This window comes from Brevundimonas sp. GW456-12-10-14-LB3, from assembly GCF_059424365.1.
Map to the genome: position 1 here is coordinate 1 of NZ_JBWKZJ010000047.1, position 20,647 is coordinate 20,647.

20 protein-coding genes are annotated in these 20,647 nt (G+C 66.6%); 12 read left to right on the forward strand and 8 right to left on the reverse strand.

All coding sequences use genetic code 11. From position 1 onward, the window contains the following. Nucleotides 1–180: 180 nt before the first annotated feature. Nucleotides 181–1,116: a ribose-phosphate pyrophosphokinase gene (locus AC07XS_RS14365; protein WP_054765079.1), complete on the reverse strand. Its 936-nt coding sequence runs from the start codon at nucleotides 1,114–1,116 to the stop codon at nucleotides 181–183. A gap of 191 nt (nucleotides 1,117–1,307) precedes the next feature. On the opposite strand from AC07XS_RS14365, the gene AC07XS_RS14370 reads away from it, so the two are divergent. Together AC07XS_RS14370 and recN are read left to right on the forward strand one after the other, a co-directional pair. Continuing rightward, nucleotides 1,308–2,162 carry an outer membrane protein assembly factor BamD gene (locus tag AC07XS_RS14370; RefSeq protein ID WP_054765080.1) on the forward strand — a complete coding sequence of 285 codons (855 nt, stop codon included), beginning with the start codon at nucleotides 1,308–1,310 and terminating at the stop codon, nucleotides 2,160–2,162. Between the two features lie 95 nt (nucleotides 2,163–2,257). Beyond that, nucleotides 2,258–3,955 carry a DNA repair protein RecN gene (gene recN, locus AC07XS_RS14375; protein ID WP_182714979.1) on the forward strand — a complete coding sequence of 566 codons (1,698 nt, stop codon included), beginning with the start codon at nucleotides 2,258–2,260 and terminating at the stop codon, nucleotides 3,953–3,955. A 750-nt stretch (nucleotides 3,956–4,705) separates the two neighbouring features. Here recN and AC07XS_RS14380 read toward each other — a convergent pair. After that, on the reverse strand, nucleotides 4,706–5,464 hold the full coding sequence (locus tag AC07XS_RS14380) for a hypothetical protein (RefSeq protein ID WP_182714978.1): 759 nt from the start codon (nucleotides 5,462–5,464) through the stop codon (nucleotides 4,706–4,708). Beyond that, nucleotides 5,461–6,237 (reverse strand): TIGR04255 family protein, encoded by a 777-nt coding sequence (locus AC07XS_RS14385; protein WP_182714977.1) that lies wholly within the window; start codon nucleotides 6,235–6,237, stop codon nucleotides 5,461–5,463. Before AC07XS_RS14385 ends, AC07XS_RS14380 begins: the two co-directional genes overlap by 4 nt. Before the next feature lie 786 nt (nucleotides 6,238–7,023). Here AC07XS_RS14385 and AC07XS_RS14390 point away from each other — a divergent pair. Continuing rightward, complete coding sequence (locus tag AC07XS_RS14390; RefSeq protein ID WP_054765083.1) at nucleotides 7,024–8,229, forward strand: saccharopine dehydrogenase family protein; 1,206 nt, start codon at nucleotides 7,024–7,026, stop codon at nucleotides 8,227–8,229. A gap of 10 nt (nucleotides 8,230–8,239) precedes the next feature. Further along, nucleotides 8,240–9,418, forward strand: coding sequence for a carboxynorspermidine decarboxylase (locus AC07XS_RS14395; protein ID WP_321208151.1), 1,179 nt, complete (start codon nucleotides 8,240–8,242; stop codon nucleotides 9,416–9,418). A 12-nt stretch (nucleotides 9,419–9,430) separates the two neighbouring features. Here AC07XS_RS14395 and AC07XS_RS14400 read toward each other — a convergent pair whose 3' ends face one another. From AC07XS_RS14400 to AC07XS_RS14415, 4 genes are all read right to left on the reverse strand, one after another. Continuing rightward, entirely contained in the window at nucleotides 9,431–10,336 is a 906-nt protein-coding gene (locus AC07XS_RS14400; protein ID WP_182714976.1) for a cobalamin biosynthesis protein CbiG, read from the reverse strand. A gap of 80 nt (nucleotides 10,337–10,416) precedes the next feature. Then, the gene (locus tag AC07XS_RS14405) at nucleotides 10,417–10,932 is read right to left on the reverse strand and encodes a hypothetical protein (protein ID WP_054765085.1); all 516 of its coding nucleotides are present in this window, start codon (nucleotides 10,930–10,932) and stop codon (nucleotides 10,417–10,419) included. Between the two features lie 3 nt (nucleotides 10,933–10,935). Next, entirely contained in the window at nucleotides 10,936–11,733 is a 798-nt protein-coding gene (locus AC07XS_RS14410) for an exodeoxyribonuclease III (RefSeq protein WP_182714975.1), read from the reverse strand. A gap of 101 nt (nucleotides 11,734–11,834) precedes the next feature. Next, the gene (locus AC07XS_RS14415) at nucleotides 11,835–12,764 is read right to left on the reverse strand and encodes a hypothetical protein (protein ID WP_182714974.1); all 930 of its coding nucleotides are present in this window, start codon (nucleotides 12,762–12,764) and stop codon (nucleotides 11,835–11,837) included. 125 nt (nucleotides 12,765–12,889) lie between these two features. Between AC07XS_RS14415 and AC07XS_RS14420 the strand changes: the two genes are divergently transcribed. The 6 genes from AC07XS_RS14420 to AC07XS_RS14445 all read left to right on the forward strand — a co-directional run bounded on the left by AC07XS_RS14420 (nucleotide 12,890) and on the right by AC07XS_RS14445 (nucleotide 18,215). After that, nucleotides 12,890–13,975 (forward strand): MBL fold metallo-hydrolase, encoded by a 1,086-nt coding sequence (locus tag AC07XS_RS14420; protein ID WP_494732681.1) that lies wholly within the window; start codon nucleotides 12,890–12,892, stop codon nucleotides 13,973–13,975. Next, nucleotides 13,972–14,745, forward strand: coding sequence for an enoyl-CoA hydratase (locus AC07XS_RS14425; RefSeq protein ID WP_182714973.1), 774 nt, complete (start codon nucleotides 13,972–13,974; stop codon nucleotides 14,743–14,745). Before AC07XS_RS14420 ends, AC07XS_RS14425 begins: the two co-directional genes overlap by 4 nt. Nucleotides 14,746–14,817: 72 nt before the next feature. Further along, a complete protein-coding gene (locus AC07XS_RS14430) occupies nucleotides 14,818–15,324 on the forward strand; it encodes a GNAT family N-acetyltransferase (protein WP_182714972.1) in 507 nt (168 codons plus the stop codon). Nucleotides 15,325–15,790: 466 nt separating this feature from the next. Beyond that, complete coding sequence (locus AC07XS_RS14435) at nucleotides 15,791–16,345, forward strand: DUF1285 domain-containing protein (protein ID WP_182714971.1); 555 nt, start codon at nucleotides 15,791–15,793, stop codon at nucleotides 16,343–16,345. After that, the gene (locus AC07XS_RS14440) at nucleotides 16,342–17,016 is read left to right on the forward strand and encodes a CoA pyrophosphatase (protein ID WP_182714970.1); all 675 of its coding nucleotides are present in this window, start codon (nucleotides 16,342–16,344) and stop codon (nucleotides 17,014–17,016) included. Before AC07XS_RS14435 ends, AC07XS_RS14440 begins: the two co-directional genes overlap by 4 nt. Further along, complete coding sequence (locus AC07XS_RS14445; protein ID WP_182714969.1) at nucleotides 17,013–18,215, forward strand: CCA tRNA nucleotidyltransferase; 1,203 nt, start codon at nucleotides 17,013–17,015, stop codon at nucleotides 18,213–18,215. The genes AC07XS_RS14440 and AC07XS_RS14445 overlap by 4 nt, the downstream gene beginning before the upstream one ends. Nucleotides 18,216–18,224: 9 nt before the next feature. On the opposite strand, the gene AC07XS_RS14450 is transcribed toward AC07XS_RS14445, so the two are convergent. After that, nucleotides 18,225–19,178: an endonuclease/exonuclease/phosphatase family protein gene (locus AC07XS_RS14450; protein ID WP_182714968.1), complete on the reverse strand. Its 954-nt coding sequence runs from the start codon at nucleotides 19,176–19,178 to the stop codon at nucleotides 18,225–18,227. Nucleotides 19,179–19,245: 67 nt separating this feature from the next. Here AC07XS_RS14450 and AC07XS_RS14455 point away from each other — a divergent pair, with 67 nt between their 5' ends. After that, nucleotides 19,246–19,707 (forward strand): DUF4112 domain-containing protein, encoded by a 462-nt coding sequence (locus AC07XS_RS14455; RefSeq protein ID WP_054765094.1) that lies wholly within the window; start codon nucleotides 19,246–19,248, stop codon nucleotides 19,705–19,707. 142 nt (nucleotides 19,708–19,849) lie between these two features. Beyond that, nucleotides 19,850–20,647: DUF2793 domain-containing protein (locus tag AC07XS_RS14460; RefSeq protein WP_182714967.1), on the forward strand; the 798-nt coding region annotated here is incomplete at its 3' end.

Consider the following 20,647-nt stretch of genomic DNA (forward strand, 5'->3'; position numbering starts at 1 on the left):
GGCTCGGCCTCTTTCGTCGAGCAGCTGGCCAGGATGGCGGCGGCGGCGATGGCGGCGATCGAAAGGCCGCGGGTCATGAAGGCCTTGGGCATAGGGCGCGTCCACAGAACTGAAAGGAGGCCCCGGCGGGGGCGCGTACTGGAAGGCGCTTATAACGTGTCGAAAGTGGTTTGCCGAAGATTAATCGAACAGCTTCGACACGGATTCCTCGTTGGCGATCCGACGGATAGCTTCACCGATCAGCGGAGCCACGGAAACCCTGCGAATTTTCGCGCAGTTCAAAACTTCGTGGGGCTGTTCGATGGAGTCGGTGATCACCAGCTCCTTCAGCGGCCCGTCGGTGATCCGCTGCACCGCCGGGCCCGACAGCACGCCGTGGCTGATATAGGCCGAGACCTCGGTCGCCCCCTGGTCGATCAAGGCCTTGGCGGCGTTGACCAGGGTGCCGCCCGAATCGACGATGTCGTCGAACAGGATGCAGCGACGGCCTTCGACGTCGCCGATGATGTTCATCACCTCGCTCTCGCCCGCCTTGGGCCGGCGTTTGTCGACGATGGCCAGGTCGGCGTTCAGGCGGCTGGCCAGAGCGCGGGCCCGCACCACCCCGCCCACGTCGGGCGAAACGATCATCAGGTCGTCGCCCCGGGCGTAGTTTTCCTTCACGTCCTGGGCCAGGACCGGAATGGCGACCAGATTGTCGGTCGGAATGTCGAAGAAGCCCTGAATCTGGCCGGCGTGCAGATCCATGGTCAGCACCCGGTCGGCGCCGGCGCGGGTGATCAGATTGGCCACCAGCTTGGCCGAGATGGGCGTGCGGCCGCCGGTCTTCCGGTCCTGACGGGCATAGCCGAAATAGGGCATGACGGCCGTGATCCGCTTGGCGGACGCCCGCACCAGGGCGTCCGTGATGATCAGCAGCTCCATCAGATTGTCGTTGGCCGGATAGCTGGTCGACTGGAGGATGAAGACGTCCTCGCCCCGGACGTTCTCCTCGATGACGGCGAAGACCTCATTGTCCGCAAACCGCTTGACCTGGGCCTTCGTCAGGGGCGCGTCCAGATGGTCGGCGATGGCCTGAGACAGGCCTCGGTTGGAGTTGCCTGAGAGCAGCTTCATCGGCTGGTCATCCTTTCGCCGTCATCCGCCCCCCATGAACGGGTGTCGGTTGGCGCGCTCTTTACCAGCGGAGCCGGTCAGGGCAAGTCGTGCACGGAGATTTCCTCGGCATGGCGCGCCCCGGTCGCGGGTGCTAGAGATCGCCGCGTTGGTTTTTGGAAGCTGGGCTTGGGGCCCCGCTTTCGCTCGTCATGGGGTCGTCCTTGTCCGTTTCCAAGTTCCGTTCCGGCCTGGTGCTGATGGCCGCAGCGGCCGCCGCTCTGACGATTTCCGGCTGCGCCGGGAACAAGCGGCCCAGGCTCGCCTATGAAGAACGCCCGGTCGAGGCGCTGTACAACACCGGCTATCAGCGGCTGGAACAGCGCCGTTGGGCCGACGCCGTCGACTATTTCCAGGAGGTGGAACGCCAGCACCCCTATTCGGACTGGGCGCGCCGCTCGATCCTGATGCAGATCTACGCCTATTATCAGAACAACAACTATACGGACGCCATCGCCGCGGCTGACCGCTATATCCAGCTGTTCCCCGGCAATCCGTCGGCAGCCTACGCCTTCTATATGAAGGCCGTCTGCAACTTCGAACAGATCACCGACGTGGGCCGCGACCAGGGCTACGCCACCGCCGCCCTGGCCGGTCTGAAGGACGTGGCCCGCCGCTATCCGGGCACCCCCTACGCCACCGACGCCGCCGTCAAGATCGACATGGTCAACGACCAGCTGGCCGGCAAGGAAATGAACATCGGCCGCTACTATCAGCGCGCCAACCAGCCCCTGGCGGCCCTGAACCGCTACAAGGCCGTCATCGCCAATCCCGAGTTCCAGCGCACCTCCCACACGCCCGAGGCCCTGTACCGCCTGGTCGAGGTCAATCTGCAGCTGGGGCTGAAGGAAGAGGCGACCCGCAACGGCGCCGTCCTGGGCTACAACTTCCCCGGCAGCCCTTGGTACGCCGAGGCCTACGCCCTGCTGACCGAAAACGGCCAGACCCCGGAAAAGGCGCCCGAAGCCAAGCGCGAGAGCTGGCTGCAACGGATCATCCCGGGCTGATCGCCCGGGGGGCGGGGAAATAGCCTTGTGTATCCCTGCACATCTCTCGATTCTGACGGCGTGATCCTGATTCGTTCCACCGGCGACCAACTGTCATGCTGACCGCCCTTTCCATCCGCGACGTCGTTCTGGTCGACGTGCTGGATCTCGACGTCGAGACCGGCCTGACCGTGCTGACGGGCGAGACGGGGGCGGGCAAGTCGATCATTCTGGACGCCCTGGGTCTGGCCCTTGGCGGGCGCGGCGACGCCGGCCTGGTGCGCCACGGGGCCAAACAGGCCGTGGCCACCGCCGTCTTCAGCGCCCCCGACGATCCCGACCTGCTGGCCCTGATCGCCGACAAGGGGTTCGAGGTGCAGCCGGGCGAGGAGCTGATCCTGCGCCGCGTCCTGAACGCCGACGGCCGCAGCCGGGCCTATGTCAATGACCAGCCCGCCGGGGTCACGGCGCTTCGCGAGATCGGCGCCGCCCTGGTCGAGGTCCATGGCCAGCATGAGACCGTCGGCCTCTTGGACTGGCGCACCCACCGGGGCCTGCTGGACGCCTATGGAGGCCTGCAACCCCAGCTTCAGGCCGTCGCCGCCGCCGCCGCCAAGCTCAAGGCCGCCGAGGCGAGGCTGGCCGAGCTGAAGGCCCAGGCGGCCGACGCCGCCGCCCGCGCCGAGGAGATCGGCCTAAACCTGGCCGAGCTGGACGCCCTCGATCCCCGCCCGGACGAGGAGACGGAACTGGCCGGCGAACGCGCCCTGCTGGGCGCCGCCGAAAAGGCCATCGCCGATCTCGCCGACGCCCGCACCCAGCTGGGCGGCGACAAGCTGAGCCAGAAGCTGGGCGCTGCGCTTCGCGCCGTCGAACACGCCCGCCAGCGCGCCGGTCAGGCGGGGGCCGAGGGCGACCATCCGGTCATCGTCAAACTGTCCGCCGCCGTCGAGGCCATCGACCGCACCCTGGTCGAGGCGGCCGAGGCCATCGCCGCCGTGGACGCCGCCGCCGACGCCTTCGACTATGAGCCCGGCCGTCTGGACAAGGCCGAGGAACGGCTGTTCGCCCTGCGCGCCGCCGCCCGGAAACTGCACACCACCGTCGACGCCCTGCCGTCCTTACGCATTCGCCTGCGCGAACAGCTGCGCCTGATCGAGGACGGGGAGGAGGCCTTGGCCGCCGCCGGGCGCGAGGCCGCCCAGGCCGCCGAAGCCTATGACCTGGCCGCCGAATTCCTGACCTCGGCGCGCGAGGCGGCGGCCGACCGCCTGACCGCCGCCGTCATGGACGAGCTTGGCCCGTTGAAGCTGGAGCGCGCCCGGTTCCGCGTGGCGCTGGAGCCGATCGAGGGCCGGCGCGGCCCCGACGGGGTCGAGACCGTCCGCTTCCAGATCGCCACCAACGCCGGAACCGACTTCGGCCCGCTGGACGCCATTGCGTCGGGCGGCGAACTGGCCCGGTTCGCCCTGGCCATGAAGGCGGCCCTGGCCAGCCGCGAGGACATGCGCCAGCCGGTCATGATCTTCGACGAGGTGGACCAGGGCGTCGGCGGCGCCGTGGCTGAGGCCGTCGGCTCGCGCCTGAAACGCCTGTCGACCGGCGCCCAGGTCCTGGTCGTCACCCACAGCCCCCAGGTCGCCGCCCGCGGCCACGCCCACTGGAAGGTGATGAAGGCCGACCGCGACGGCCTGACCACCACCACGGTGGTGGCCCTGGACGAGGCCCGCCGTCAGGAAGAGATCGCGCGGATGCTGTCGGGAGCGCAGATCACCCATGAGGCGCGGGCGGCGGCGCGGGCGTTGATCGGGTAGGGAAATTTGACTCAAAGCGGATACATCACCTGTCCGCTTTTGCTGATAGGCCCAGCTACCGCTACGGAAATGCTCCTTGGTGCTCGGCCGCACCTTTATCTAGACTGGCCGAGGCAGCAAAAGCGTCTGGGTATTGGTCGGCGACCGTCGCTCCTTCGGGCGAGATGCGGACGCCAATGTCATTTAAAGCAGCCAACAGCCAGAAACAAAGGCACCCCGAAGCGGGCCTTGGGGCAGAGTTCTAGTTTGAACAATCAGTCGGGAACAGGGTGTAGTGGAGTACCGAATCCTCTGTAAATGCTGATAATTTCCCCCTTTAGAGCGGAGACTATTGTTTCACGTTCATCATGATCAATACCGTCGAATCGCGCACAAGGGGATAATGCAATATGCTCAGGGTCGTGGCTTCCTGCCAAGTCAGTCCGCGTGTCGTTAACAACGCATAGCGCGCGCTGTTCATTGTCAAGTCGGATACCTCGTAGCAGCGCAGCTTGGACGGCAAGGATATTTTCTGGGACATTGCCGAGCTTTTCAGCCAGCCGGTCTGCTAAGTCAGGCATCTCCACGACATCATTGAGTCGCCACGCCGATAGTGATCCGGCATTCAATTGACTAGTCTGGACGAAGGCAGCTTTAATGGCCTTTTTAGATTTGTATTCACCGGGCCGAATAGTCCGGCAGACCCACTCGTCGTCTCTGACAAGGGGCGTCTGGTAAGTTCGCAGTCCGCTCTGTTCAAGCGGGCATATCTCAGCGCACGTTATCGTCAAGGCGGGTCAGACCAGCATCGACTGCAGTTCGAAGCACGCGGTGCAGCTCATTAGGTGCGAGCATTTTTCGCGAGCTTTTTCCGCCCACGTTCGTGCCCACTACGACGGCCTTGCCGGTGGGGCGAATGTCAATCGACACTAGCGCGCGCTCACTATTGCTAAACCAACGCAACGCTACACCTCCATCGGAGGGATCGACTTCAACTTCTGCGCTGTCGATAAACTTACCCAAGATCGCTGCGATTTCGACGGTCGAGCGTTTCCCTTCTGAAGTTGGCGCGATACTCCCTTCGCCATCCCAGCCGGAGACTAGTGAGACCACCTCGTCAATAACGGCGGGCCTTGATGCGTCACTATAAACCGCTGCTCCAACGCTATGGGCTGTCGGCTCGATAATAGACGCCTCAAGTGGAACGAGATGGTGGGGCAAGTCCAAGGTCGGTCGCCAAACATGCCCCCCGTGAACCACACGTCGCTCGACGTTGGGTGTCAGGTTCAAGACCTTCTGCTTGTACTTCTTCTCGCTATTGAAGGAGACTTGAACGGTTGGGGCAAAATGAACGTTCCGCATGCATCCGGAACTGAAATCAATCCGATCGTGCTCTCCGGTGTTAGCCATATAGAAGCTGGCGGGCGTCACATGCACGACGTGATATTGCCTGTTGTCGTGACCGCTGAACATGCCTTGCGCTTTTAAGGCATGCGTTGCAGTGATGCCGTTGTGCTGAAGGCCGTTCATTGCTTGAGGCCAATGCGCTCGCGCATCTCCGCCGACAAAATTTCCCGAATTACAATTTTGTTTCGCTCGTGAAGATTGGTGATCAGTTCATCCAACCTTTCAACGTCGGGCGCAGGATCTCCCGCCGTAACTGCTCGACCGAAGTGTTGGATTGTCACCAGATAAGGGGGGGTGACGGTCGAGCCATTTTCGTAGCCTTGAATTTGGATAGCCAGAGTGTCGGAATAGCGAACATTGCCTTCCGTCTCGCTCCAACCTACGGCGTTGTTCCAGACCTGACGCCCATCGTAAGCCATCGGAGCAAGGTAACGACTTCCTTCCGCGAAGAGGTCAGAGGCCTTATATCCCTCTTCCGCAGTGCGGAACTGGTCGGTCACTTGCAGTCGAAAATCTGAAATATTCACGTCGGTTTGCTTGGAACGCACAAGCTCAAAAGCCTCACTCAAGTACCGGCTTGCGGAATTCCAAACTTCAGCCCAGCGGCTGTAGACAGTGCATTCCACAATGAGATCGTAACCGCTGAACTTGACGCTCCAAAGCGGACGGCTGTCAGGCCGCACAATCGCAAACTGAACAGCGGGAATAGGGAAGTTTTGACCTCCCTGGTTAATTTCGACTGGAGGCAGGGCCGTGACCGCAGGCAGGCTGTCGGACCAAGGCGTTGCGCGCTTTATGAGCTCAATCGTCGGGGGCTCAATGAATTCGTCGAGTTGAAGCCCGAACAACACGCTGGTGACTGCGTGATCGTCGTTGATCGGTGCAAAGCTCGTCAAAGTCGGCTGTCCAGTTCGATTCTGAAGATCGTAGATAGGGATGTATCACCAACTCCTAAAGGTTGACTATGGGGTCAGATCAAGCCTGTGCGTCGCCCTCTCCAGAAAAACTGATGGCCGGGCTAGGGCGCGCTAGGCCGATTGGAGGAAAGTCGCATTCATGCAGGTGCCCGAATGTCTGGAACTGGCTTTGTTGCCCTACACATTCCGCCCAGCGACGGCCCGGCGTTCCTCACAACGTGATTGCAGGACCGACTCATTCAAAGGTCATCAGCTCAAAAAGCCAATTCGACCATCCCCCCTCAAAACCGGCGTACAATCCCCGTCGGTCCTTGAGAACGTAAAGCCCTTCCGCAAAGGCGCCCTGCGGCGTCTGGCGTCCGCTCGGCCTTCGTCAGCTTCGACGCCCCCTGTAACAATCGGACAGTTCGGACACATCGGACACTGTTTTTCGTCGTCCGGCGTCGCCTTTCGGACAAGTCGGACACATCGGACACTGTTTTTCCGGTCTCCACCCGTCCCAATCGGACAGTCCGGACACATCGGACACCCTTTTTTCGTCGTCGGTCGTCGCAATCGGACAGATCGGACACATCGGACATCGTTTTTCCGAGTGCCGCGCCCCTCGCCCCACACCCCACGCCCCGCGTCCACACGCGAAAAATCCGCCGAATTCGTCACAAATCCCCGCCCATTAGCGATCCTGTCATCATCGTGCTATGAGCCCCGCCCTTTATACGGGCGGCGATGTCGCCGAGGCCTTTTGAGACTTCAGGAGAAGCACAGATGAGCAGGGTGCTGGTCATTGGCGCCGGCGGCGTCAGTTCGGTCGCCGTCCACAAGATGGCGATGAATTCGGACATTTTCTCGCACATCACCCTGGCCAGCCGCACCAAGGCCAAGTGCGACGCCATCGCCGAATCGGTGAAGTCGCGTTTCGGCGTGACCATCGACACGGCGGCGATCGACGCCGACGACGTGGCCGCGACCACCGCCTTGATCCAGTCGGTCAAGCCGGCCCTGGTGGTCAACCTGGCCCTGCCGTACCAGGACCTGTCGATCATGGACGCCTGCCTGGCCGCCGGCGTCAACTATCTCGACACCGCCAACTATGAGCCGCGCGACGAGGCCAAGTTCGAATACAAGTGGCAGTGGGCTTATCAGGACCGCTTCAAGGACGCCGGTCTGATGGCCCTCTTGGGGTCGGGCTTCGACCCCGGCGTGACCTCGGTCTTCACCACCTACACCAAGAAGCACCTGCTGGATTCGATCGAGACGCTCGACATCCTGGACTGCAACGGCGGCGACACCGGCCTGCCCTTCGCGACCAACTTCAACCCCGAGATCAATCTGCGCGAAGTGACCGCCAATTCGCGTCACTGGGAGAACGGCCAGTGGGTCGAAGGCCCGGCGCTCAGCCACAAGCAGACGTTCGATTTCGAGGGCGTGGGGCCCAAGAACATGTACCTCATGTACCATGAGGAACTGGAGTCGCTGGCCAAATTCTATCCGGAAATCAAGCGTATCCGCTTCTGGATGACCTTCGGCGACTCGTATCTGAAGCACCTGGAGGTGCTGGAGAACGTGGGCATGACCTCGATCGAGCCGATGATGTTCCAGGGCCGCGAGATCATCCCGATTGAGTTCCTGAAGGCCCTGCTGCCCGAGCCCGCGTCGCTCGGCCCGATCACCAAAGGCAAGACCAATATCGGCACCATCGCCACCGGCCTGAAGGACGGGGCGCAGAAGACGGTCTACGTCAAGAACATCTGCGACCACGAAGCCGCCTATGCCGAGACCGGCAACCAGGCCGTCAGCTACACCACCGGCGTCCCCGCCATGATCGGCGCGGCCCTGATGCTGACCGGCCAGTGGAAGGGGGAGGGGGTGTTCAACATGGAGCAGCTGGATCCCGATCCCTTCATGGACATGCTGAACAAGCACGGCCTGCCCTGGACGGTCGAGGAACTGTCCGCTCCGCTGGACTTCTGAGGACACGCCCATGGTCATGCAGACCCAGGCCGGCGGACCGGGCGCCTTCGCCCGGTTCGATCTGAACCGCGTCCCGTCGCCCGCCTTCGTGGTCGACGAGGTCGCGGTGCGTCGCAACTTGGCCGTCCTTCAGGACGTCGGGGCGCGGGCGGACGCCCGGGTGCTGCTGGCCCTGAAGGCCTTCTCCATGTGGTCTCTGGCCGACGTCGTCGGGGAATATCTCGACGGCGTCTGCGCCTCGGGCCTGTGGGAGGCGCGCCTGGCGCGGGAGTTCTACAAGGGCCACCTGACCACCTATTCCCCCGCCTACAAGCCCGCCGACCTGCCCGAGATCCTGCGGCTGTCGGATACGGTCATCTTCAACGCCCCGGACCAGATCGCCCGCTTCGCCGACCTGATCGCGGCCGCCCGCGCCGAGGGCGAGACGTTCGACATCGGCCTGCGACTGAACCCGGAACATTCGGAGGGCGAGGTCGCCAAATACGACCCCTGCCAGCTGGGTTCGCGCCTGGGCTTTCCGGTGTCGCAGCTGAAGCCGGAACACTTGAACGGCGTCGACGGCCTGCACATCCACGCCCTGTGCGAACAGGGGTTCGAGCCGCTGGAGCGGATCTGGGCCGCCGTGGAACCGAAGCTGGCGCCCCTGCTGCCCGACCTGAAATGGATCAACCTGGGCGGCGGCCACCATGTGACCCGCGCCGACTATCGGATCGACGCCCTGGTCGCCTTCATGAAGGACCTGGGCGAGCGTTACGGACTTCAGGTCTATATCGAGCCGGGCGAGGCCATCGCGCTGGACGCCGGCATATTGGTGGGGGAGGTGCTGGACACCTTCCACAACGGCCTGCCCATCGCCATCACCGACATCTCGGCGACCTGCCACATGCCGGACGTGATCGAGGCGCCCTATCGTCCGGCCATGCTGAACGAGGCGGAAGGCGGGGTGACCTATCGCCTGGGCGGTCCGTCCTGCCTGGCCGGCGACATCATCGGCGACTATGGCTTCGCCACGGCGCCGACCGCCGGAACCCGCATCGCCTTTCTGGACCAGGCCCACTATTCGATGGTGAAGACCAACACCTTCAACGGAGTGCCGCTGCCGGCCATCGCCCTTTGGAACAGCGACACCGACGCGCTGAAGCTGGTTCGCGAATTCGACTGGTCAGAGTTCCGCGACCGCCTGTCCTGACGGACCTGGGGGTCAGACTCCCAGGATCCAGCCTTCTTCCTGCTCGACCTGGGCGATCAGTTCGGGCGTTGCGTCCTTGGGCGGGCCGAAGGCCTTGGCCAGGTCGCCGGCCTCGTCCATCCGCGCCAGGGCCTCGGCGGTGGAGCGGACCTGGGCCTGATCCTTGAACTCGCCCTCATGGGGTTTGCCGTCGAACATCGAGGGCCAGACCTCGACAACCAGGGCCGACAGGGGCTCGACGTCGTCGGGCGTCAGTTCGCGCCAGCCGGTGCCGAACGGCCAGACGGCGCCCGAAGGTCCCAGAGATTCCAACAGCCTGCGCACGGCCGGTATGCCCACCAGGGTTTGGCCGCCCACGGCGCCGGCCCCGTGCATCTGCCACACGCTCTTGGGCTGCAGCCGGCCCTTGCGCGCCGCATTCTCGGTCGCCCGGAATTCGGGGATGTCGGCGCCGGCGCCGGCGGGCGGCTTGGTGGTCGTCAGCCAGCGCTGCGCTTGTTTCGCAGGCGCGCCCCACAGGGGCCAGGCCTCGTCCGTCATCAGACGGTTCATCTTGGCCGCCACCTGATAGCGGTTGTTGGTGTTGTCGGCCTTGTCCACGACATTGGCGGCGATGAATTTCCACATGGCCTGCCAGGGGGTTCCCTCCAGCTTCAGCCGCGCGGCCGTGCCGACCGGATAGCCGAAGTTGAAGTCCAGCCCCACCAGAACCCGGTCGCCGCGCTTTCGGTGGTCCGCCAGGATCGAGGTCAGCAGGGCCTCGCCCTCGGCCCGGGTCGCGACATTGTGCGTCTCGGTATAGAGGCGGAAGCGGACGTCGCGCTTTGCCACCCCGATCCACAGCGAGCTGTCGCCCAGCTTCTTGGTCTCGGCGGCGGTCCAGTCGGCGACGACATAGGCGTCGAATAGGCGGGCCAAGGCGGCCTCCCGTAAAAAGGCGTGTCGTTAGGAATGAGCGGGGGTTCTAGACCGCTCGCCGCCCAATCGGAAGGGGGCGATCAGCTCTTCAACAGGGCTTCCAGGTGCGACAGCCACCGCCGACCCAGCCGCAGCGCCTCGCCGGGCGAGCCGGTTCCGCCGGCCAGGGCGGCGTCCCACAGGGCCAGTTCGAACTCGGGATGACGGGCGTCTGCGAACATCAGCCGCAGCACCACCTGTTCGGCGTCCGGCGCCATGACGTCCAGCGACTTGCGCGTCTCGCCGCGCCGGATGCGGGCCACCACATGGCCGTCCACGATGATCTCTCCGCCCTCCACCTCCTCGAAGGCGTAGGCCAGGCCGTGGGCGCCGTTGGCCCAAAGGACCACCACCTGTTCGACGTCGAAATTCAGCGCGCAGGCCCGGCCCTCGCGGGGGGAAACGGCCTCGACCTCAGGCGGGGCGCCGAGGGCTTTCAGAAGGGCCCGGCGTATCCGGCGCGGCGGCTCCATCCACCAGGACAGGGCCAGGGCCAGGGTCGTCAGCAGGGCCGCCGCCAAGGCGATCAGCAGGACCACCCGAACGACCTCGGCCATGGGTCAGACCTCCGATCCGGCCGACAGGTCCAGATCGACCACCACCGGCACATGGTCGCTGGGCTTGTCCATCTCGCGGGCCTCGCGATGGGTTTCGATCCCCCGGAGCCGGTCCGCCGCCTGGGGCGAGAGCAGGGCGAAGTCGATGCGGATGCCGTGGTTCCTCTGCCAGGCGCCGGCCTGATAGTCCCAGAAGCTGTAGGTTCCGGCGGGTTCGCCCCCCACCTCGTGCGCGTCGGCCAGGCCCAGGTGCTTCAGGGCGCGGAAGGCCTGGCGGCTCTGAGGCTGGAACAGGGCGTCATCGGTCCAGGCGGCGGGGTTCTTGGCGTCTTCCGGCTCGGGAATGACGTTATAGTCGCCGCACAGGGCCAGGGGCTCCTCGAAGGCCAGCAGGTCGCGGGCGTGGCGGTTCAGCCGATCGAACCAGGCCAGCTTGTAGTCGAACTTCTCGGTGCCGATCGGATTGCCGTTCGGCAGATAGATGGAGGCCACCCGGATCGGCCGGGGCGCCTCGACCACCGCCTCCAGATAGCGGGCCTGTTCGTCGGTCTCGTCGCCCGGCAGGCCGCGCCGGATGTCCGACAGCGGGTGTTTCGACAGCAGGGCCACGCCGTTGTAGCTCTTCTGGCCGTGGGTCTCGACGTTGTAGCCCAGGCTCTCGAAGGCCTCGCGCGGAAACTTCTCGTCCACGCATTTGATCTCCTGGAAGCAGGCGACGTCGGGGGCGGCCTGTTCCAGCCAGGCCAGCACGGTGGGCAGGCGAGCGTTGACCGAGTTCACGTTCCAAGTGGCGATGCGCATGACGGGGACGCTAGGCTGCGTCTCGGTTTCGGGAAAGAGGCGCCGCAAACAAAAGGGCCGCCGGATCGCTCCGGCGGCCCCTTGCCGTCAATCGGTCTGTCTTAGGGGCGGCCGCCGGCCGGGGCGGGGGCCGCAGCAGTGGCCGGCGTCAGGGTGCAGCCGCCGCCGATCCGCTGAGCGGTGGCGCAAGGATAGATCTGCTGCACGACGTTCTCGGCGTTCACGCGGGCGATGACGCCGTCGGCCCCGGCGCATTTGGCTTCATAGAACATGCCGTTGGCGTTCTGGCCCATCAGGCGCGCCTCGGTGACGTCGCAGCCCGCCGCTTCCGATCCCGCCAGCAGTTGCTTCACCTGGGCCGCATTCTCGGCGGCGGTGGTGAAGGCGCAGGCGCCGCCTTCAGCCAGCACCTGGATACAGGGTGTCTTGGTCCATTCGTTGTTCAACTGCTTGACCCAGAAGCCCGCCGCGTCGGCGCAGCCGACCTCATACATGACGCCTCCGTCGTTGGACTGACCCAGGACCTTGGCCTGGTCCACGGTGCAAGGGACGCCCGCCTTCTGGGCGTATTCGCGCAGAACCTTCTGGGTGTCGGTGTTGGCGGGGATGGTGCATTGCGGGCCGACGTCGGCGGCGGGATCGCGCTCGCGCACCACCGAGGCCGAATGGGCCAGAAGCACACAATCCGTGGCCGACGGCGGGGTCTTGGATTCGATCATGAAGCCCGGGCCAGTGGCGCAGGCGACCTCATAGACCGAGGTCTTGGCGGCGGTTTCGCCCAGCAGCTTGGCTTCGGTGACCTGGCAGTTGGTGTTGGCCAGGGTGGCCTGTTCCTGAGCCGCCGCCATGATCTGCTCAGGCGTCGGCGGCGCAGGGCGGCGTTCGCGCCGTTGGCGCGCTGCGGCGGCTCGTGAAGAGCCTTCTGCAACAGCCTGGCGATCGTCATTGGCGCGGGTCTGGGCCGCGGCGGGAGCGACCGTAACGGCGCTGAACATCAGCGCCGCGAGGACGGCGGCGAAGCGGGCTTTCATGGAACACCTTGGAGATCTGAAAGGACTGAACGCTTCGTGGCCTTCTAATCGGGCAGGGTCAAGGCGGCTGTGGACGATGGAGGGCTGACGGGATTAAGGTCTGCGCGTTTTGATTGGAGACCCACTTGGCGGACGATGCGACGGCGGTGAAGACGGGGATGGACGCAAGAGGGCTGACCTACCCCATGCCCCAGACGCCCGCGGGAGGGGAGGCGATCGAAGTCGCCCCCGGCGTCCTGTGGATGCGGCTGACCCTGCCGTTCCAGCTGAACCACGTGAACGTCTACGCCCTTCAGGACGGCGACGGATGGACGGTGGTCGATACCGGCCTGCGCACGCCTGACAGTATTGCGGCCTGGGAAGCAGCGCTGGCCGGCGCGCTGGAAGGGCGCCCGATCCGCCGCCTGGTCTGCACCCACATGCACCCCGATCACATCGGCCTGGCCGGCTGGTTGTGCGAGCGGAGCGGCGCGCCGCTGCTGATGTCGCGGCTGGAATATGTCACCGCCCGGATGCTGATGGCCGAGGAGGCCGGGGACGCCCCCGAAGACGGCGAACGCTACTATCGGGCCGCCGGATGGAGCGAGGCCCAGATCGACCGCTGGCGCAAGGATTACGGCGGCTTCGCCAAGGGGGTGTCGGCGATGCCGCGCAGCTATCTGCGGCTGTCGGATGAGGATGTGATCCAGATCGACGGCGACGACTGGACCGTGGTGGTCGGGTCAGGACACAGCCCGGAGCACGTTTGCCTGTGGCGTAGGTCTGACGACGTTTTCATCTCCGGCGATCAGATCCTGCCCCGGATTTCGTCGAACGTCTCGGTCTGGCCCACCGAGCCCGAAGCCGATCCGCTGGGCGACTGGATGGATTCGCTGGAGAAGCTGCGGCGCCTCCTGCCGGACGGAGCCTTCATTCTGCCGTCGCACGGGGAGCCCTTCCTGGGCGTTCACGCCCGGCTCGACGCTCTGAAACGCGGTCATGAGACGGCGCTGAAACGGCTTGAGCGGACCTTGCGTCAACCGTCTAGGGTGATCGACGGCTTCTCCGCCGTCTTCGGGCGCGCGGTGGATGACAGCGTCCTGGGCATGGCCACGGGCGAGGCCCAGGCGCACCTGAACTATCTGGCAAAGCGCGGCCGCGCCCAACGGACGCGCGATGAGAACGGCGTCGATTGGTGGACGGCCGTCAAACGGGACGAGGAAACGACGTGAGCGAACATATCCGCACAGAACTGGCCGACGGCGTCCTGACCCTGACGCTGGACCGGGCCGACAAGAAGAACGCCATCACCCAGACCATGTACGCCGCATTGGCGGAGGCGGTCGAACAGGCGCGGACCGACGAGGCCGTGCGGGTTCTGCTGCTGCGGGCCGAAGGCGACAGCTTTTCGGCCGGCAATGACATCGGGGACTTCATCGCCATCGGCTCCCAGACAGAACAGCCGTTCGACATGCCGGTGTTCCGCTTCCTGAAGTCCCTGGCCGATCTGGACAAGCCGCTGGTGGCCGCGGTGAAGGGCCGGGCGGTCGGCATCGGCCTGACCATGCTGCTGCACTGCGACCTGGTGGTGGTGGCCGAGGACGCCTTGCTGTCGGTTCCGTTCGTCAATCTGGCCCTGGCGCCGGAGGCGGCGTCCAGCCTGCTGCTGCCCGCCGCGATCGGCCATCAGCGGGCGTTCGAACTGTTCGCCCTGGGCGAGCCCGTCGACGGACGGACGGCGGCGGCCTGGGGCCTGGCCAATCGCGTCGTTCCGGCGGAGGCGGTCGAGGCGACGGCGGCGGATCTGGCGGCCAAGGTGGCGGCCCGTGCGCCCAATTCGATCCGCAAGACCAAGCGGCTGATGCGCGATGCGGAAGGTCTGTGGGCCCTGATGCAGCGCGAGGGCGAGGCGTTCGGATCCCAGATGCGGAGCCCCGAGGCCATGGAGGCCTTCATGGCCTTCACCCAGAAGCGGGCGCCCGACTTTTCGAAGGCGGGCTGAAGGCGTCGCAAGACCGCGCCTTGATTCAGCGCAGCTTTGGTTCTAGGTGCGCGCGCCCCCGTCGGAGCGCCCATGTCGCACGCCTCTATCCAGATTTCGGCCCCTGACCTGGTCGCCGAGCCCATCGCCCTTGAAACGCCCGCCGACGCGGCGGGCGTGGACGCCCTGGTTCTGGCCGCGTTTGGCCCAGGCCGTTTCGCCAAGACGGCCGAGCGGCTGCGCGAGGGGACGCGTCCCGCCGTGGGCTTCGTCGCCCATCGGCAGGGCCGGATCGTCGGGTCTGTCCGGCTGTGGCCCGTGGTGATCGGCGCGACGCCCGGCCTGTTTCTGGGCCCCATTGCGGTCGAGGCGGCGGTTCGCAGCGAAGGGCTGGGGGCGCGTCTGGTTCAGGCCTGCGTCGATCACGCCCGCTCGACGGCGACCGGCGGGATACTGCTGGTCGGCGACCGCGCCTATTTCGAGCGGTTCGGCTTCGTCGGGGCGCCCGAGGCCCAGTTGCCGGGGCCGGTCGATCAGCGGCGCGTGCTGTGGCTGGCGGTCGGGAGTGAAACGGCGGCCGGCGGCGTCCGCATCGGCTGACCTTCCCCCGGCGGGCTCATTGAACGCGAAAACAGTGTCCGATGTGTCCGATGTGTCCGATGTGTCCGACAAAAAAGGTGTCCGATGTGTCCGATCTGTCCGACGGCCTTTGATCTTATTGCTAAAACAGCTGGACACTGATCGGACTGTCCGGCGGCGGCCCCGCCTTGCTCTCTCTCTCTCTCTCTCTCTGCGATGTCAAAGACCGGGCGTCATTATAGGGGCGTCGGGCGGGGCGCCGGATCGTTCGGCGGCTGAGGCCGCAAGCCGTTGAAACAGAGGGCGTGTTCTGGCGAGGTCGCGCGGGCGTCCAAGATCAGGCCCTGGCGCGCCGGGGGACGGAGAGAACGGGGGATCAAGGCGGCGGCGCCTCGCCCGGATCGGGCGGGAAGGGCGGCCGGATCGGCTGACGAAGAATCGCTTCGCGGTTCCGTCCAGGACGATCAGCCACTAAGTCAGGGACGTCATGACAGAACCGGATGAAACGCCCAAAGGTCTGAACGCGGTCGCAGAGGCGGCGAAACAGGCGCCCGGCCGAGGACTGCCGCCGGTTCATCTGTGGAATCCGGCCCATTGCGGCGAGATCGACATCGTGATCCGCCGAGACGGCGTCTGGATACACGAAGGATCGCCGATCGGGCGCGAGGCCCTTGTGCGGCTGTTCTCCACCGTTCTGCGCCTGGACCCGGACGGCTATCATCTGGTCACGCCGGTCGAGAAGATGAAGATCGAGGTCGAGGACCTGCCGTTTCGCGCCGTGGCGGTGCGGCGCGAGGGGGAGGACCTGATCTTCACCACCGACGTCGGCGACGAGGTGCGGGCCGGGGCGGACGACCCACTGGTGGTGGACGAAGATCCCGAGACCGGCGAGCCGGCGCCGCGCGTGCATGTGCGCCGTGACCTGTGGGCGCGGATCACGCGGGCGGTCTTCTATGAGTTGGTCGAGGCGGCCGAGGAGGCGGACGGGCGGCTGGTGGTCCGGTCCGGCGGGCAGGTGTTTCCTCTGGGAGCCGTGGCGTGAGTCTGGAGACCCTGAGGCGCAGACTTTCGGAGCGGCTGGCGCCGATCGGGGCCTGGCGGGCGGAGGCGGCGCCGGCGCGTTCCGATTTCGATCTCAATCCCCAGGCGGCGCGGCCTGTACGGGAGTTGAGGCCAGCCGCCGTCCTGATCCCGGTCGTGGCGCGACCCGAGGGGGCGACGGTCCTTTTGACCCGTCGGGCCGACACCCTGGCCCGGCACACGGGACAGATCGCCTTTCCGGGCGGTCGGCTGGACCCTGGTGAAACCGCCGTCCAGGCCGCCCTGCGCGAGGCCGACGAGGAGGTGGCGCTGAACCCCGCCGCCGTCGAGGTTCTGGGTCTGTCGGACGCCTATGAGACCGGCACGGGATTTCTGGTGACGCCGGTGATCGGATGGCTGGACCAGCCGCCCCTGACCCGGCCGTCGCCGGACGAGGTGGCGGAGGTGTTCGAGACGCCCTGGGACTTTCTGATGGACGCGGCCAATCACCGGCAGGACTTTTATGATTTGGAAGACGGTCTGCGGCGGTGGTTCTGGGCCATGCCCTGGCAGGAGCGCTATATCTGGGGCGTCACGGCCGGCATTCTGAAGGGATTGCACGCACGTCTTTACGGCGACGAGGTCGATCCCGAACGCGCGGCCGAGCGGGACGCCGCCGAGGTTGAGGCGTGACGGCCTCGGTGCAGGGCCAGCCCTGGCTGGAGGCGACGGCCACCCGCGCCGTCATGGCGGCGCTGGAAGCGGCGGGCGGCGCCGACTGCGCCCGCTTCGTCGGCGGCTGCGTCCGCAACAGCCTGATGGGCCGAGCGGTGGACGACATCGACATCGCCACACGTCTGACGCCCGAACAGACGATGGCGGCGCTGAAGGCGGCGGGGCTGAAGGCTGTGCCGACGGGGGTTGAGCACGGCACGGTTACGGCGGTTTCAGAGCGGGCGCCCTATGAGATCACCACCCTGCGCCGCGACGTGGAGACCGACGGCCGGCGCGCCGTGGTGGCCTTCACCCAGGATTGGGCGGAGGATGCGGCCCGACGCGACTTCCGCCTCAACGCCCTCTACGCCGATGCGACCGGCATGGTGTTCGATCCGACGGGCGGGGGGCTGGCGGACGCCGCCGAGGGGCGGATCGTCTTCGTCGGCGAGGCCGAAACGCGCATCCGCGAAGACTATCTGCGCATCCTCCGCTTCTTCCGGTTTCAAGCCTGGTATGGACGGAGCGAGCCGGACGCGACGGGACTGGCCGCCTGCGCCGCTCTGAAAAGCGGCATGGCGCGGCTCTCGGCCGAGCGGGTGTCCAAGGAACTGTTGAAGCTGCTGGCGGCGCCGGACCCGATCGCCAGCGTGCGCGCCATGGAGAGGACGGGCGTACTGAGCCAGGTCTTGCCGGAGGTCCAACCCCTGGCGATGTTCGAGGCCCTGAGCCGACGCAGCGGCGATCCTGTCCTGCGGCTGTCGGCGCTTCTGCCCGTCGATGAGGCGGCGGTGCGGGGGATTGCGGAAGGCTTGCGACTGTCCAACGCCGTGCGCGACCGGCTGGCGGCCGCCGTCGCCGAGGGGCTGGCGGTGAGGCCCGACATGGGCGCGGCCGAGGCGCGGGCTGCGATCTATCGGCTGGGGCGCCGCGCGTTTGAAGACCGGCTGGCGCGGGCGGAAGCGGCGGAAGGGAGCGACGGCGGTCCGCTGCGGCGGCTGGCTGAGGACTGGACGCCCCCCCGGCTGCCGGTCGGCGGCCGCGATCTGGCGCGGCTGGGGCTTCAGCCGGGACCGGACACGGGACGCATCCTCAAGGCGTTCGAGGACCGCTGGGTCGCCGACGACTTTCCGACGGACGGCCATGAGGCCCGCTTGAAGGCCCTGATCGGCGGCTGAACCCCGAAGTCAGGGCGCGGCGCGGGTGAACTCGGTCACGACCGGATAGTGGTCCGAGCCGGTCGGTTCGCCGATGCGGCGGCTGAGCAGGGCCAGGTCCGGCGAGCGATAGACCTGGTCGATGGCGATGCCCGCAAGGGCGGGCAGGGCGGTGGGCCAGGTGCCGGGGAAGCCGGGGGCGGGCAGGAGACCCATGTCCGTCTTGATCTGGCGGCCGATCCGGGCGCTCGATACGCTGTTGAAGTCGCCGGCGGCGATGACCGGATGGGGCGGCGCGGCGCGTCGGCGCGCGTCCAGGGCCATGGCCTGGGTGATCTGGCCCCACTGATACTGATAGGGCCACGGCCGGGTCAGGTGGACGCCGAAGACGTTGATCGGACCCAGGGGCGTCTCGACCACGGCGCCCACGGCCGACAGGCCGTCGCGAGAGGCGGGCAGGCGGCGCAGGATCGGATAGCGGGACGCGACGACCGAGAGGGCCCGGCCGCCCGGCGCCTCCGCCGCCCCCATGACCGCGCGGTGCGGATAGCCCGCCAGGAGGTCGTCCAGACGATCCGACGCCGCATCGCCGACCTCGATCAGCACCAGAATGTCGGCGTCCGCCGCTGCGATCGAACGCTTCATGGCGGCGACGTCGGTGTTTTCCACCCAGAGGTTGGCGGAATACAGTCGAACGACGGGCTGGCCGGGTGTGGCGCGACCCTGGGACGGCGCCCACTGGGGCCAGACGGCGATCGCCAGGACAAGAACCGAAGCGACGCCTGCGCCGGCGGCGGGCCAGAGGCGCAAAACCAGGCAGGCCAGGGTCACGCCGGACGCCGCGAGCAGGGCCGGCGCCGTGAACTGGGCCAGGATGTCCACCCAGCGGTGTCCGACGCCGCTGAGCGCCGCTGCGCCGATCGTCGCCAGGCCGAGCAAGACCAGACCGGCGGCGGCGTTGGCTGCGGTCTTCAGCAACGACATCCCTTATTGCCTTTCTCGATGAACGCTGTTGGCTGTGTCGCGTTGAGGCGCTGCGGTGGGGGGCGACATGGCCAGACGGTCGATCAAGGATATCGAGAAGATCTGGTCCAATGTCGAGGGCGTCAAGAAACTGTCGGACCGGGTCATCGGCATAGGTCCGGTCGGCTTCGGCATGGACGCCCTGCTGACCTGGGCGCCAGTGGTCGGCACGGCCTATACGGCGGGCACGGGCGCCTGGCTGCTGTTGCAGGGGATTCGGGCCAAGGCGGCGCCTGGGACGCTGGCCAGAATGGCGGCCTATATGGCGCTGGATACGGCGACGGGCACGGTCCCCATCGCCGGCGACCTGATCGACACCTTCTTCCCCGGCCAGCTGCTGGCGGCCAAGGCCCTGCAAAAGGACATCGAAACCAGCCACTGGGTCGAGGACTCCGAAGCCAACGCCCGGGCCAGCGGCGAGCATGAACGCCATCTGGAGACGGTCCGGAACCACAAGTCCCTGCGTCGCGTGGTCTATCTGCACGACTGAGCCTGGGGGCGACGGGACGAAACTCCGCCGGTCGCGACGAACTTTTGACGTGAAAACAAGCCTGTGATCGCCGCTCCGTCCGTCTGACGCGCCTGGGTTCGCGGTGGCGGCAGATTGGTCTCCGACAAGAACGGAGACGGCGATGAGCGAAGATTTCACGGCACGCCTGGGCCTGCCCTATCTGGCGGCGGGGCAGATGCAGAAGCATGTGACCCTGAACGCCGCCCTGAGCCGATTGGACGCCCTGGTGCAGACGGCGGTGATCAGCCGGTCGGTTTCGAACCAACCGGCACAGCCCGCGGACGGCGACCTCTACATCCTGCCGCAGCAGCCGGTCGGCTCGGCCTGGAGCGGGCGCCCGGCGGGCGCCCTGATGCGGTTCGAGGCGGGCGGCTGGACCGAGGTCGCCGCGCCCGTGGGACTGATCGCCCTGGTTCTGGACGCGGGCGTGATCGTGGTCCGCAGCGCCGCCGGCTGGCGAGCGCTGGGCGACTGTCTGGGCGAGGCCCAGGGCCTGTCGCGCCTGGGGGTGGGAACGACGGCGGACGCCGCAAACCCCCTGGCGATCAAGAGCAACGCCGCCCTGTTTACGGCGCGCGGCTCGGGCGAGGGCGGCGACGGCGATCTGCGCCTGACCCTGAACAAGGAGGCGGCGGGCGACGTGCTGTCGCTGCTGTTCCAGAGCGGATACGGCGGGCGGGCTGAACTGGGTCTGGTCGGCGACGAGGATCTGAGCCTGAAGGTCAGCGCCGACGGCGGCAGTTGGCGGCGCGCTTTCGGCGTGGATCGCACCACGGGCAGGGTCGCCTTCGATCAAGGCGCCACCCGGCGCGAAACCAGCGTCTTCACTGCGGACGGCGTCTATGCCCTGCCGACCTGGGCGCGGTGGATCGAGGTCGTCTGCGTCGGCGGCGGCGGCGGGGGCGGATCGGGCATGGCG

Excerpts from the sequence above, each read along its gene's own strand:
- AC07XS_RS14365 (WP_054765079.1), bottom strand. The coding sequence starts at position 1,116 with ATGAAGCTGCTCTCAGGCAACTCCAACCGAGGCCTGTCTCAGGCCATC.
- AC07XS_RS14370 (WP_054765080.1), top strand. The coding sequence starts at position 1,308 with ATGGGGTCGTCCTTGTCCGTTTCCAAGTTCCGTTCCGGCCTGGTGCTG.
- recN (WP_182714979.1), top strand. The coding sequence starts at position 2,258 with ATGCTGACCGCCCTTTCCATCCGCGACGTCGTTCTGGTCGACGTGCTG.
- AC07XS_RS14380 (WP_182714978.1), bottom strand. The coding sequence starts at position 5,464 with ATGAACGGCCTTCAGCACAACGGCATCACTGCAACGCATGCCTTAAAA.
- AC07XS_RS14390 (WP_054765083.1), top strand. The coding sequence starts at position 7,024 with ATGAGCAGGGTGCTGGTCATTGGCGCCGGCGGCGTCAGTTCGGTCGCC.
- AC07XS_RS14395 (WP_321208151.1), top strand. The coding sequence starts at position 8,240 with ATGGTCATGCAGACCCAGGCCGGCGGACCGGGCGCCTTCGCCCGGTTC.
- AC07XS_RS14405 (WP_054765085.1), bottom strand. The coding sequence starts at position 10,932 with ATGGCCGAGGTCGTTCGGGTGGTCCTGCTGATCGCCTTGGCGGCGGCC.
- AC07XS_RS14410 (WP_182714975.1), bottom strand. The coding sequence starts at position 11,733 with ATGCGCATCGCCACTTGGAACGTGAACTCGGTCAACGCTCGCCTGCCC.
- AC07XS_RS14415 (WP_182714974.1), bottom strand. The coding sequence starts at position 12,764 with ATGAAAGCCCGCTTCGCCGCCGTCCTCGCGGCGCTGATGTTCAGCGCC.
- AC07XS_RS14430 (WP_182714972.1), top strand. The coding sequence starts at position 14,818 with ATGTCGCACGCCTCTATCCAGATTTCGGCCCCTGACCTGGTCGCCGAG.
- AC07XS_RS14435 (WP_182714971.1), top strand. The coding sequence starts at position 15,791 with ATGACAGAACCGGATGAAACGCCCAAAGGTCTGAACGCGGTCGCAGAG.
- AC07XS_RS14450 (WP_182714968.1), bottom strand. The coding sequence starts at position 19,178 with ATGTCGTTGCTGAAGACCGCAGCCAACGCCGCCGCCGGTCTGGTCTTG.
- AC07XS_RS14455 (WP_054765094.1), top strand. The coding sequence starts at position 19,246 with ATGGCCAGACGGTCGATCAAGGATATCGAGAAGATCTGGTCCAATGTC.